The sequence below is a fragment of the Pseudomonas sp. USTB-Z genome (assembly GCF_019691255.1).
GTDB lineage: Bacteria > Pseudomonadota > Gammaproteobacteria > Pseudomonadales > Pseudomonadaceae > Aquipseudomonas > Aquipseudomonas alloputida.
This window is the reverse complement of sequence record NZ_JAECZP010000012.1, coordinates 1-13,408: the sequence shown is the minus strand read 5'-3', so window position 1 is coordinate 13,408 and position 13,408 is coordinate 1. Positions and strand designations below refer to the sequence as shown.

The following is a 13,408-nucleotide window of genomic DNA, read 5'->3' as shown; positions in this document are numbered from 1 at the left end:
GAGACAATAGAAAAGTCAGACCGACACTTGAACGATGTAGAGCCTTCATTGCGGAGTGTTGGTTCGTTCAAGATTCTGCTTTTATCATCGACGTATCTTAGGAACGCTGCTAAGTCGAAACCATAGGCACCGTCAGTAAGCGGCACCAGTCGCTCGCTCTGCTTGTTCTTGATTGACTTCCCCTCACCTGTCTCGTTGGTGTGAATGGCAACAAGCCCAGACTTCATGGTTATAACGTCACCCGGAGTCAACTGGCATATCTCCTTCAGCCGCCCGCCAGTAACGACTCCCAAGCTAAGCAGCCATCGTTTCCATGGCTTCTGCATAGTCCATTAGCTTGCGCACCTGCGGCTGGGAGAACGCCTTACGGGTTGATTCAACCCCATTTGTAAGCTTCACGTAAGTTTTGCTCAGATGCCCGTTCTCGACAGCCCAGGCAAAGACAGCTGAAAGCTCCACGATTAGTTTGTTCACCGTCGAAGGCATCCGACCCTCTGACAACCGCTCTCGGAACTGCACAAGGTCTGTTCTGGAATGGCTCTTCAAATCCAACCCATTCAGATGCTCGGAGATGACATTGTGGCATAGATTCGTCTCCTTCAAGGTCGTGGGCTTCTGGTCCCCGCCACGATCAGCCATGTAAAGCTGCGACAGCACATCGAAGGTCAACGGGGTAGGCACTGATTCTGTCGCCGCACTTATCCCCTCACAATACGGTGCAAACAGCGGCGAAGGCGTAACCCCAACGTTACTGTACATGTCTTCCCAATGACGTAGTGGGTGGCCGTCATCAGCAGACACCAGCGTACTGCTCACCAACTTCAGCAGATGCTCCCGCAGATCGTTCCATGAGGCATCAGGACGATCCAAGTGGAATTCCTGAAGTGATGACGTGAGACGACCCGATGCCTGCATTGCCCATCTGCGATCAGTGGTCTTAAGAGAAACAGACACTGTGCGACTCACGCTGCCAGTCATGCGAAGGCGTAGGTAGTAGATACCATGTCTTCGGTGATGGTACGGACTCGCCAACCGGCACGTTGGCCTCAAGGGAAGCGTGCGGTTTGTGACAGCACTTGTGACAGGGTGCTCCTATGGAAGGGTGTTCATGGTGGTTAAGCCCTTGTAATCATTGGGTTAACCCTTTCCCTCTTTGTCGTTCTGGATGTATTGCTGGAAGTATTTGCGCAAGTTGAAGCGCATTACCCTGCTGTGGGATTACATCCGGGCGGTGACCGAGGCGAATGCGCCATTGTTGATGGGGCAAACCCGCGAGATGCGCTTTGCCCAGGACTGATGGGCCTGCGCATTTCCGAAGGCAACACAGCCCCTGTAGGAGCGGGCTTGCCCGCGCCTACAGGGGATATGTGACAGCCCGAGCGGCGACGATCAGTAGGACGCTACCACGATGGACACCCGACGGTTCTCGGTACGCCCAGCGCTGGTGCGGTTGTCCGCCACCGGCTGGCTGCTGCCCAGGCCACGGCTCTGAATGTTCTGCGCCTGCATGCCAATCCCCACCAGCGCCTTGGTCACGCTTTGCGCGCGGCGCTCGGACAGCTGCTGGTTATACGCCGCCTTGCCCGACGAGTCGGCATGCCCGTCCACCCGCACGCCCTGGATACCAACGCCGAGCAGCGCCTTGCCGATGCGCTCGACAATCGCCTGGCTCTGGCCATTGAGGCTGTCCAGATCGCTGCCGAACAACACTTTGCCAGACAAGTCGTAGGCCCAACCTTCATCGGTCGGGGTGAAACCTTCGCGCTTGAGCACGGCAATCTGTTCTGGGGTAAGGCCTTTCGGGGGCGCGCTCTGGCAACCCGTCAGCGCCAGCATGGCGAGCAACAAGGCCCAAAGCGGAAAACGTAAAGCGTGCATCACGGGTTCAACTCCTGTTCCTGATTTCGTTGGCGGACCGTTCCGTCTGCGCCAGTTGCCAATGGCCACGGCGTTCGCGCTTGGCCTGGTACATTGCCGCATCGGCGGCATTGAGAAGACTGGCGGGGTCAGCGCCGTCATCCGGGTAATAGGCAATACCGACACTCAGCGAGGTGGAGATACTGCGGCCGCTGTCCAGTTGCACCGGCAGCTTCATGCTGGCAACGATCTTCTCGGCAATGTGTTCGGCGTCCTTGCGCGTATGCAAAGGCGTCAACAGCACGGCAAACTCGTCGCCCCCCAGGCGCGCCACCAGATCGTGCTCGCGCAGTTGGGCGCGCACACGTTCGGCCACGCTGATCAACACCTCGTCACCCACGGCGTGGCCAAGGGTGTCGTTGATCTGCTTGAAGTGGTCGCTGTCGAGGAACAGCAGTGCCAGGTGGTCCTGCTGACTCGCCGCATTCCGCACGCTGCGGCTCAGGCGCCCTTCAAAGAAGGCGCGGTTGGGCAAGCCGGTCAGGCTATCGTGGCTGGCCTGATGGGCAAGGGTCTGGTTTTCGCTCTGCAGGTGGCTATGCCACACCTCCAGTTCATCCAGCAGAGCATTGAAGTCATTACCCAGCTCGTTCAGCTCGGCAATCGGCGCTTCTGGTACGCGCCGGTCGAAGCTGCGCTCGCGGCGGGCGGCATGGGCGACACTGGCCAGGCCACGCAGCGGGCGGGTGATATCGCTGAGCAGGCGCCGCGACAGATACTGGGCAGCCAAGGCGCTGAGGACCGTGCAGAACAGGATACCGGCCAAGCCACTGAGCAGGAACAGCAACAGGCTCCTGCCCTGGCCTGCCAGCTCGATGTGCCCGACCTGCTGTTGCTGGTGCACGATCGGCAGAATGACCGGCTCATCCAGCAAGGCGCTGGCAACCTGCACCTCCAGCTGCGCGAGCATGCCGGTATTGTCGCGTTGCCAGTGCGCCAGTTGCTCGCCCTCGTTGTTGAAGACCTTGGCCTCGGCCACTTCTTCGGTACTGGCAATCAACGCCAGCGACTCATTGGCAGCGGCGCTGTCATCGAACACCACAGCCGCCTCTACCGTGTAATTGATCGAGCGGGCGATCAACTGCAGGTTATGGTTGGCATAGACACGCAGGGCGAGCACGCCCAGCAGGGTGAGGGAGATACCCGCCAGGCCAACGGCAAGCAAGGCGACGCTAAGGTGACCACGGCCCAGCACCGAGCGCAGGGTCGGGCGCACCGTACGCTTGCGGGTCGGTTTCATGGCTGCCCCCCCCGGCGCCGCGACAACTGCAGCACGCTGGGGTGAATACGCACGCCAGAGCGTGCCACCGAGTCGAGATTGACTTCAAAGGCCACCTGCTGGTCGCTGACCCGCAGGCAGAACAGGCTGCCGACCGTACAGGGGTCATCCGCCTCGCTGATGCTCAGCACCGGGTGGCCGCCGATACGCTGGAACAGCCGATCGCGCTGGCCCTGGTCAAGCTTGCCAATGTAGAGGGCATCGCAGGCCTGGGCGACCTGGGTGTCTTCTGCCAGCAAGCGCCGCACCTGCAGCGGCCGGCCGGACTCCTGGACATGGCCCTTGATGAGATCGTCGGCGTACTCGGTCGGGCCGACCAGGCACAGGCGCAAAGGAGAGGGTTCGACGGGCCAGCGGGCGTAACTGAAGATACCCAGTACTACCTGGGTGACTGCCTTGGCGCGTTGCTGTGCCTGGGCGGCGGTTGTGCCGGGGTCTGCCCGGGCAGCGCCTGCAGAAAGGAGCAGGACGGCCAGCAATGGCGAAAGCGCACAGCTTGTCACTCGCCTTGCGGCCACGTTCATATGGGAAATCCCTTTAAGCCCCTTCCGATATCGGCGCAACGATAGCACATGGCCGCTTTATTGTATGAGCCTGCAGCCACGTGTAATGGGTGTCATGGCCCTAGACCTGCTCGAGCATCAACCCGGAAATACGCCGTACTTTGCGCGCCACCGCTTCTTCGAAAATGCCTTGGCGTGGCTCGACCAGGCTGAAGCAGTGCTTGGCCCGCGTGATACCGGTGTACACCAATTCCTTGGTCAGCACCGGGTTGAGCGCATCCGGCAGCACCAGGGCAGTGTGGCTGAACTCCGAGCCCTGGGACTTGTGCACGGTCATGGCGAATACCGTTTCCACTTCGTTGAGCCGGCTCGGCAGAACGAACCGCACACCACCACTGCCGTCGTTGCGCGGGAAGGCCACACGCAGCAGCGGCTGGCCCTGCTCATCCGGCAGGCGCAGGGCTATACCGATGTCACCGTTCATCAGGCCCAGGCCGTAGTCGTTGCGAGTCACCAGCACCGGGCGCCCTTCGTACCAGGGCTGCTGGCTGTCGATCAGACCGGCATTGTGCAGCACCCGCGCCACCCGTTCATTCAGGCCTTCGACCCCCCAGGCGCCCCGGCGCACCGCGCACAGCAACTGGAAATCCTCGAAACTGCGCAACACCTTGCCCGCCCATTGCTCCCAGGCGGGGTCGTCAAAGGCGGTATCAAGTGCTGGCCGGTAACGCCCAAGGGTGCGCAGGTAGCTGCGGTAGCCTTGCGGTCCATCGGTACCGCGGTTCAGACCGTCCAGTAACAGGCGGTCGAAAGCACGATCCTGCTCGTGCTTGAGCGACAGGCTGTGCACGTCAGCAGGCGGCGCGGCCAGCAGGTTGCGCGCCGCGTGAGCATCCTGACGATTGACCAGTCTGGCCAACTGGCCAATACCGCTGCCTTCACCGAAACGCCGTGAAAACCGCAGCATCACCACTTGCTGAGCCAACGGGTGGCGTTGCTCATCGCCTGCCTTGAGGCCACTGCCGGCCAGCGACTCGCCACTGACCTGCTGAAGCCACGCTGCAGTCGCCGGCGAGTAAAAGCCCTCCTCAGCATCCCGGCATAGGTCACCCAGCACCGCGCCGGCCTCGACCGAAGCCAACTGGTCCTTGTCGCCCAGCAGCACCAGACGCGCCCGCGGCGGTAGGGCATCGAGCAGGTTGGCCATCATTTCCAGGTCAATCATCGACGCCTCGTCGACCACCAGCACATCCAACGGCAACGGGTTGCCAGCATGATGGCGGAAGTGCCGCGAGCCTGGGCGGCTGCCGAGCAGGCGATGCACGGTGCTGACTTCAGTAGGGATTTGCCCGCGTACTTCGGCGCTGACTTGCAGGCGCTCGACTTGCTGGCCAATGGATTCGGTCAGGCGCGCAGCGGCCTTGCCGGTCGGTGCAGCCAGGCGGATGCGCAGTGGCCTGCCCTGCTCCACTGCCGGCGCCTGCAGCAACGCCAGCAGGCGCACCACGGTGGTCGTCTTGCCGGTGCCGGGGCCACCCGTGATGATGCTGAAACCGGCCCGGGTAGCCAAGGCGCAGGCAAGCTTCTGCCAGTCCACCTGGCCAGCTGGCGCGCCGCCCTCGAACAGTTGCGCCAGGCGCTCTGGCAGGTCCGCAGGCGGTGCTTCGGCCTGACTCAGGCGCTGGCGCAGGGCATGGTCGATACGCCGCTCGTAACGCCAGTAACGGCGCAGGTAAAGGCGCTCGCCACTGCGTACCAGTGGCCGCGCTTGCTGGCCAGGCGTATCACCTGCGGCCACCAGCGGGCTGGCGACGATGCGCTGAAGCCAGGCATTCAAGTCAAGGTTGGCCAGCAGTTGCGATGGCAGTAGCAAAGGGCCGATAAGGGCGTCACCTTCCGGCGGCAACGACAGGGCGAAATCCGGCTCGGCCAAGGTTTGTTGCAGGTCGAGGCAGACATGTCCGTGCCCCAGTTGGTGGCTGGCCAGCGCCGCTGCCAGCAATAGTAAGGGATCACTGCCGGGGGCACGCTCTTCCAGGAACGACACGAACGCGCGGTCCAGGGCACGTAGCCAGCCCCGCTCAACCCAGCGGTCGAGTAATTGCAGCAAATCAGCGCTGTTGTGCTGCGGTGCCAGCGCCAGCAGGTGCTCTGCGTGCAACGGGGTGGGCAACAGGTCGACAAGGCTTCGGCTCATGGCGCAACTCCGGCAAACAGGTCCTGCTGTACTGGCGCGTGCTCACCACGGAACAGTGCATCGAGGCTTTCGATCAGCTCACGCGGTGGCTTGGCGTGGTACACGCCGTGGCCGCTGCTGCTGGCACCGCGCAGGAAGATGAACAGGGCGCCGCCAACATGGCGGTCATAATCGTAGTCCGCCAGCCGCGCGCGCAACTGGCGGTGCAGGGCCAGCAGGTACAGCACATACTGCAGGTCGTAGCGGTGCTCAAGAATCGCCTTTTCCATGGCCATGGCATCGTAGGCCTGGATGTCCGCACCCAGCCAGTTGGACTTGTAGTCGGTCACGTAGTAACGCCCGTCCAGCTCGAACGCCAGGTCGATGAACCCTTTGAACATGCCGTTTAGCACAGTCGGCTGCGCAGCTGGGCGCGCCAGACCGGGGTGGGTGTGGCGTGCCACCAGGCGATCGAGTTGTTCTGCGTCGACCCGGTGGCTGGCGAACCAGAATTCCATTTCGATCTGGTAATGACGCAGCTGGCCCAGCGTTACGCTCTGGTCGCTGCCCGGCAGCGGCAACGCCTCGCCCAGCAAACGTTGCATCCAGTGGCTCAGGGTGGGGATCCAGCCGGCCCAGTCACGGCGATTGCAGCGCTGGCCAACGGTACGCTCGATCAGCTGAGGGTTACCGCTGACCTCGCTGAAGCCCTCACGGCCTGCCCACTCCAGCAAACCATGGAGGAAGGTGCCGGGGTTAGGCCCCCGCGGGAAGCGATGGATATCGCCGCTGTCGGCGGGGACCTCGCGCAACACCTGGGCATCGGGCACCTCGTCATCCAGCAGTTGCTGGGCCTGCGAGCTGTCGGCGCCGAGGGTCTGATCGCCGACACGAAGGGCACTGTACGAAGCGATCCACCAGTGCTCGGCAGCCGCATGGCGTGGCCTGCGTGCCGGCAGCAGTTCACGCTCGGCGTGTGGCATGCGATATATCTGCTCATCCGCCTGCGGCAGGCCTGGGCAAGTGATGTGCGGGCACTTCGCCGCCAACGTCTGCAACCAGTCCGCCAGCTGCGCCGAGCCAGCCAGGGCCAGGCCGCCCCCCAGCAGGTAGCCAAACGCCGAGCGATGCAGCTGCGAGCTCTTCTGATTACCGCGCTTGAGGTCGGCGACACCCAGCCAGCATGCATGCTGGGCACGGGTCAGGGCCACGTAGAGCAGGCGCAGGTCTTCGGCCAGGCGCTCGTCGTCAGCGCGCTCGATCTGCTCCTCGTCAGGTGTGAGGGTGAGGTGGGCGTTACCTTCGCTGTCATGCCAGGCCAGCGGTAGACGGCTACCATCCACCGGTTTGCTGGTGCAGATGAATGGCAGGTATACCAAGGGATATTCCAGGCCCTTGGACTTGTGGATGGTCACCACCTTGACCAACTGTTCGTCGCTCTCCAGGCGCAGGATCTGCTCTTCACCGGCCTGACCGGAACTGGCCAGGTGCTCGGCCAGGTGGCGGATAAGCGCCTGTTCGCCGTCCAGCTCGCCAGCGGCCTGCTGCAGCAGCTCGGCCAGGTGCAGCAGGTTGGTCAGCACCCGCTCGCCATCACTGCGGCGGATCAGCGTACGCGGTAGCTGGAAGTCATGCAGCAGGTGACGCAACATCGGCAACACCCCCTGGCGCTGCCAGGTGTCGCGGTACAGGCGAAAACGCATCACCCAGCTTTCCCAGACCCGCTCGTCCTGGTTAAGCCGGTCCAGCGCAGCCAGCGACAGGCCCAGTGTAAGGCTGGCCAGAGCAGCCTTGAGCAGGCGCTCCGAGTCAGGCTCGGCGCAGGCCTTCAGCCAGGCCAGCAGGTCGTGGGCTTCCTGGGCGGCAAACACCGAGTCCTTGTCGGACAGGTAGACGCTGCGCACCTCGCGTGCGGCCAGTTCGGCACGGACCATCTGCGCCTCATGACCATCGCGCACCAGGATGGCGATGTCCGAGGGCAGACAGGCGCGCAATTCGCCTTCGGCATTCTGGAAACCCGCCGTGCCCTGCTGGCCGCCATTGAGCAAGGCGACAATATGGCTGGCGCAGCTAGCAGCCAGTTGCTGGCGGTAGACGCTGCTGGAGACTGGCTCTTCACTTTCCAGCTGCCAGCATTGCAGGGCTGCACTGACTTCACCGTCAATCAGCAGCTGTTCGCCACGCCCCTTGGCGCGCACCTCGATGAATGGCAGCGGGTTGTCATCGGCCTCGCGGAACAGGAATGCACCCCGCCCCGCTTCACGCGCCTCGGCCTGCAGGAACACCTGGTTGACCGCCGCCACCATGGCTTTGCTGGAGCGGTAGTTGGTGTCCAGGCTGTGCAGGCGGCCGCTGGTGGCGCGTCGCGCGGCAAGGTAGGTGTAGATGTCGGCACCCCGGAAAGCGTAGATCGCCTGCTTGGGGTCGCCGATCATGAACAGGCCGGTTTCTGCGCGGTTTTCACTGATCTGGTAAATGCGCTCGAAAATGCCGTACTGAACCGGGTCGGTGTCCTGGAATTCGTCGATCAGCGCAACCGGGAACTGTTCACGGATCAGGCTGGCCAGGCGCTCGCCGGCCTCGCTGGCGAGTGCGTGCTGCAAGCGCACGAGCATGTCGTCGAAGCCCATTTCTGCACGCCGGCGCTTCTCCACTTCGAAACGTGCCGATACCCAACTGGCCGCGTGCTCGAGCAGAGGGGCATCCGGGCTGTCCAGGGCCTGCAGTTGTTGCTGCAAGTGCTGCATGGCGTTGAGGGCTGGGTGCTCGGGAGGTTCTCCCTTCCAGGCCTCGGCCATGCCCGCCGGGGTCAGCCGGGTAAAGCCGGTGCCCAAGTCGAGCTCTACCAGTTGCTCATCGCTGGCCCAAGCGCAGAGCTTGTCGAACCAGGGCTCGAAGTAACGGGCTTGCATCTTGCGGCCGTCGACCTGTTTGGCGGCCAGCGCATCGCGGCAGATTTGCCGCAGTTCCTCGGCCCACTGTGCCCATGGCGCCTTGATCCGGGCCAACTGTGCACCACGTTGCTGCAGCGATGCCTGGATCAATGCGGCGGGCTCTGGCCCATCCTGCTGGGCGCGCACACGGCCGAACAGTGGGCGAATGCGCGGCAGCAAGGCGTCTGGACTCCCCCAGTTGCCGCGCACCCAGGCCAGTGCGTCACCTTGCATCCCATAGCAGAAGCGCCGCCAGTAATCGCGCATGACCTGGCCCAACAACTCGCTGTGGTCGGTTTCCAGGGTCTGGGTGAACAGGCTGCCGCTGTCGAAGGCATGCTCGCGCAGCATGCGCTGGCACCAGCCATGGATGGTCGATACCGCAGCCTCGTCCATCCACTGCACGGCGATTTCCAACCGGCCGGCGCAACGCGGCCAAGTCTCTTGTGGGTAATCGTCACGCAGTTGGTGCAACAGCGGATCGGCGCCTTCCAGCTCGCCACGGAAGAACCGTGCGGCTTCAGCCAGGCGGGCGCGGATACGCTCGCGCAGCTCTTTGGTCGCGGCGTCGGTGAAGGTCACCACAAGGATCTGCGGTGGCAGCAGCTCGCGCTCGAAGCCCTGTTCGCCACCGTGACCGAGGATCAGGCGCAGGTACAGCGCCGAAATGGTGAAGGTCTTGCCCGTGCCGGCGCTGGCCTCGATCAGCTGGCTACCGTGCAGGGGGAAACTCAGTGCCAGAGGACGGTCCTGGGTCATGCGCCTTTCTCCGGGTTGCCCAAGGTCTGCCAAGGGGCGGTGAACAACGGGCGATACAAGGTTTCGCACCAGCCTTCAAACGTTTCGTCAGCAGTGAGTGCTGCAAAGTCCCGGAACTGGCGGGCCAAGGCAATGCTTTCACTCCGTTCGCCAAAACTGGTGCGTTCGTCGCCTTCGTAGGCGCGAGCTGCTGCGGCCATGGCTTTATCGGTATCGTCCTGGGCCAACCAGGCGAACGCGGTCTTGGCCGCGACTGGCAACGGCGCATTCATTGCCGCCTGACGGGCCACCAACAGGTCGCCCAGCAGTTGCGCGGCCAGCGCTTGCGGCAGCGGTGCAAGCAACAGGGTCAGGTCACTGGCTACCAATGCACTGTTATAGGGGTAGCCCGCTGCACAGGCCGCCAGGTGCGTAGCCCAGGGCGCGATAAGGCGGTGCCACTTCAGGTTGTTGCGCCCGGCACTGATAGTGTTGGGTACTGTGGTGATGCTGAGAAGGCTCTGATCTTCCGCCTGGAACACCCGGCCCAGCCAGCCCTCCAGACGGTGCTGACCGTGCTCGAAATGCACCGGCAAAGCGCCCTCGACCAGCTGTGGCCAGCGTTGCAGCAATTGCTGGTGACGTTGCAGCAGGTCCGGCAGCGGTTCGATCAACTCGTTTTGCAGCAGTTCGCCGAAACCGGCTAGCGGCAGCAAACCGCAGGCCTGCAGGCGTCGGGCCTGGGCGCGCAAGGCCTGTTCGGCGTTGTCCGGTTCGGCCAAGGCGGCGCCAAGCAGGCTTTCACTGGCGCCGTAGCGTTGCAGGGTATCGAGGACGAAGGGTTCCTCGTCCGGGGTCGGCGCTTCCAGCGCCTCAAAGTACACCTTCAAGCGCTGGCTGAAGAAGTGCCGTACCGGGTGGCGCAAGAAGTCATTCAACTGGTGCAGACTCAGGGCTTCAGCGTCCTGATAAGGCGGCAGGCCCGGCTCGCTCTGCTCGTCTGCCTCACCTTGCTGGTGCAGCACCTGCCATTCATGGGCATAGCTGAACAATGGGCTGCCCTTCTGGAAGTACCGAGGGCTGAACGGCTGCAGCGGGTGCTCCTGGGTCAGTGCGTGCAACAGTTGCTCGCCCGGTTTCGCGAGCTGGCCCTGCTGCGTGTCGGCCAAATGCCAGCCCGCAGCGATGTGATCGCGCAACTGGCCGATCAGCACCGAGGCCGGGCGTTCGCTATTGTCGCGGATACTGCGCCCGACCCAGCTGACATACAGTTGGTCACGTGCTGACAGTAGCGCTTCAAGCAACAGGTAACGGTCGTCTTCGCGGCGTGAGCGGTCGCCGGGGCGATAGTCGCTGGCCATCAGGTCGAAGTCCAGCGGTGGCTGCGCACGCGGGTAATCGCCATCATTCATGCCCAGCAGGCAAACCACCCTGAACGGGATCGCGCGCATGGGCATGAGTGTGCAGAAGTTGACCGAGCCGGCGAGGAAACGTTGTGACAGCTTGCCCTGATCGAGGCCCGACAGCCAGGCTTCACGCACCACGGTCAGCGGTAGCGGGTCGTGCAGGCCGACGGTCTCGCACACCTCAAGCCAGCTATCACGCAGATCCTGCAACTGCATCAACAGGAATTCATCACCCTCGTCCTCGGCGAGGAAGAACACGTGCAGCAAGGCATGCAGTCGCTCGCCCCACTGGCTGACGGTGGCAGGCTCGGACAAGGCCTGGCAGGCGACTTCGAGCGCATCGAGCAACGCGACCAGCGGGCCGATCAGTGCCGCGTCCAGGCCACCGATTTCATCGTAGGGCTCAATACCATCACAGGCCTCACCCAGCCCCACGGCATAACCCAACAGCATGCGGCGCAAGCCGAAACGCCAACTGTTCTGTTCGAGCCCGGCGGGCAAGCCCAGGCTCGCCCGCTGCGCGGCGTCAAGGCCCCAACGAATGCCAGCGCCCTCGATCCAGCGGTGCAGCGTGGGCAGATCGTTTTCGCGGATGCCGAAGCGGGCGCGGACTGCCGGCACGTCCAGCAGGTCGAGCACTTCGCTGACCGCGAAGCGGCTGTCAGGCAGTTTGAGCAGGTGCTCAAGCGCGATCAGCAAAGGCTCGCGACCACGCTGGCCCTGGTCTGTCAGCGTGAACGGGATGTAGCGCGGGTCGTTGCGCTGCAACTGGCCGAAGACGGCGCGGATATGCGGCGCGTAAGTGTCGATGTCCGGCAGCATGACGATTACGTCGCGCGGGCGCAAAGTCGGGTCGGCGCTGAAGCGGGCCAACAGCTGGTCGTGGAGGATTTCCACTTCACGTTGCGGGCTGTGCGCGATATGGAAGCGGATCGAGCGGTCTTTTGTGGTGTCGACTGGTGGCCACCGTTCGCGGCTCTCGGCGAGCGGGCGCAATTCCAGGATGTCGTCCTGCAGTTCGTTGAGTAGCGTGGTGGGCGAACCGTCGCTGAACAGGTCGATACGGCCGTCGCTGAACACGCCCTGGTAGCTGCCTGGGTCATCATAGCTGTCGAGCAGGTTGATGTAGTCGCGGCCTTGTTTACCCCAGGCAGCCAGCAACGGGTGGGCATGCTGGTGCAGCGTCTGGTCGTCCAGTTGCAGGGGCATGCCTTGCTTGCGTTGCTGGCGTTTGTACTGGTGGCGCAACAGGTCCTTGTCGGCGACGATATCGGCCCAGTGGTGGCGGCATGGGTTGTGTACGCACAGCAATACCTGACTGAAACGCGACAGGCCTGCCAGCGCTTCCAGGGCCTGGGCCGGCAGCGAAGAGATACCGAACACGATCACCCTCGGTGGCAGCCCTGCAGGCGCCTGCTCCAGGCTGTTGATGCGCTCGATGAAACGTTGGTGTACTCCGGCGCGGCTCTGCGCCATGCCTTGCTCGCCAACATCCTCCAGTAATGCTCGCCACAACTCGGCTTGCCAGCGGTTGCCTGGCGGCAGTACTTTGCGCTCGCCGCGGGCCGTGTTGATGACGTGCTCGCCACTGGCCCAGTCCTTGAGCCAATCGGCACGGTAGACCTGGTACTGGTCGAACAGGTCGGCCAGGCGCTCGGCTAGCTGGTAGCGCTTGCGCAAGTCACTGTCGTCGGTGAGGAAGCGCCGCAGTGGCTCGAAATGCGGACGCTCGATGAGCGCTGGCAACAGACGCATCAGCCGCCAGGTCAGTGGTGCCTTGTCGAGCAGAGACACTTCGGGAATTTCGCTACGGCCAAGCACGCTGCGGTAGAGCTGCCACATAAAGCTACCGGGCAGTTGCACATCGATGGCAGCGGCGATGCCGCAGCCGCCTTGGTCATCTTCCAGCGGATCTTCAGCCAGGGCCAGCTTCAGCCATTGGGCGATGCCATTGCTTTGCACCAGGGCAATTTCGTTTTCCAGAGGCGCCAGCGGGTAGCGACGCATCCAGCTCACTACCAGGCTACGCAGGTCGTCGAGGCGGTTGCCGTGGACGATCATGAAGCCTGGGTAGAGATGGGCGGTGTGGGGCATCGGAAGGTCTCTGGAGGCGCTGATGGCTGAGAGGGGAACGATATCACGCGCACATGAAACGGCCGAATGCCATCAGGCTGTGGGAGCGGGCACTTCAACGCGGTGCCATCCGCAGCGTGGCACTCCCGATCCATAGGGGAGGTGACGTTGGTGGCCTGGAGAGTGTGCGCCCCTGCCTGGCGTTGCCCCCTTCCCCGTGGGAGCGGGTTTACCCGCGAACACCGGCGAAGCCGGTGCCATCTCCTTTTTTTCCCACAAAGACAAAACCCCTACCTGCATGCGCAGATAGGGGTTTTGCGAAATGAATCTTGACGATGACCTACTCTCACATGGGGAAACCCCACACTACCATCGGCGATGCA

At 63.2% G+C, this 13,408-nt stretch carries 7 protein-coding genes and 1 pseudogene; 1 reads left to right on the top strand and 7 read right to left on the bottom strand.

Translation table 11 applies throughout. The features are described 5' to 3' along the window. Positions 1–294 precede the first annotated feature (294 nt). Positions 295–870 carry a hypothetical protein gene (locus tag I8746_RS15235; protein ID WP_221100794.1) on the bottom strand — a complete coding sequence of 192 codons (576 nt, stop codon included), beginning with the start codon at positions 868–870 and terminating at the stop codon, positions 295–297. A gap of 289 nt (positions 871–1,159) precedes the next feature. Between I8746_RS15235 and I8746_RS15230 the strand changes: the two are divergent. Then, positions 1,160–1,297 (top strand): annotated as a pseudogene (locus I8746_RS15230) (LysR family transcriptional regulator); the annotation flags it as partial. 92 nt (positions 1,298–1,389) lie between these two features. Here I8746_RS15230 and I8746_RS15225 read toward each other — a convergent pair. From I8746_RS15225 to recC, 6 genes are all read right to left on the bottom strand, one after another. Further along, positions 1,390–1,881, bottom strand: a complete 492-nt coding sequence (locus I8746_RS15225; protein ID WP_041168526.1) for an OmpA family protein — start codon at positions 1,879–1,881, stop codon at positions 1,390–1,392. A gap of 4 nt (positions 1,882–1,885) precedes the next feature. Beyond that, positions 1,886–3,157, bottom strand: coding sequence for a diguanylate cyclase domain-containing protein (locus I8746_RS15220; protein WP_012053721.1), 1,272 nt, complete (start codon positions 3,155–3,157; stop codon positions 1,886–1,888). Further along, the gene (locus tag I8746_RS15215) at positions 3,154–3,720 is read right to left on the bottom strand and encodes a YfiR family protein (protein ID WP_221100793.1); all 567 of its coding nucleotides are present in this window, start codon (positions 3,718–3,720) and stop codon (positions 3,154–3,156) included. The genes I8746_RS15220 and I8746_RS15215 overlap by 4 nt, the downstream gene beginning before the upstream one ends. A gap of 100 nt (positions 3,721–3,820) precedes the next feature. Then, positions 3,821–5,896 carry an exodeoxyribonuclease V subunit alpha gene (gene recD / locus I8746_RS15210; protein ID WP_014754451.1) on the bottom strand — a complete coding sequence of 692 codons (2,076 nt, stop codon included), beginning with the start codon at positions 5,894–5,896 and terminating at the stop codon, positions 3,821–3,823. Continuing rightward, positions 5,893–9,567, bottom strand: a complete 3,675-nt coding sequence (recB, locus tag I8746_RS15205) for an exodeoxyribonuclease V subunit beta (RefSeq protein ID WP_221100792.1) — start codon at positions 9,565–9,567, stop codon at positions 5,893–5,895. The genes recD and recB overlap by 4 nt, the downstream gene beginning before the upstream one ends. Further along, entirely contained in the window at positions 9,564–13,046 is a 3,483-nt protein-coding gene (gene recC, locus I8746_RS15200) for an exodeoxyribonuclease V subunit gamma (RefSeq protein ID WP_221100791.1), read from the bottom strand. The genes recB and recC overlap by 4 nt, the downstream gene beginning before the upstream one ends. Between the last annotated feature and the right edge of the window lie 362 nt (positions 13,047–13,408).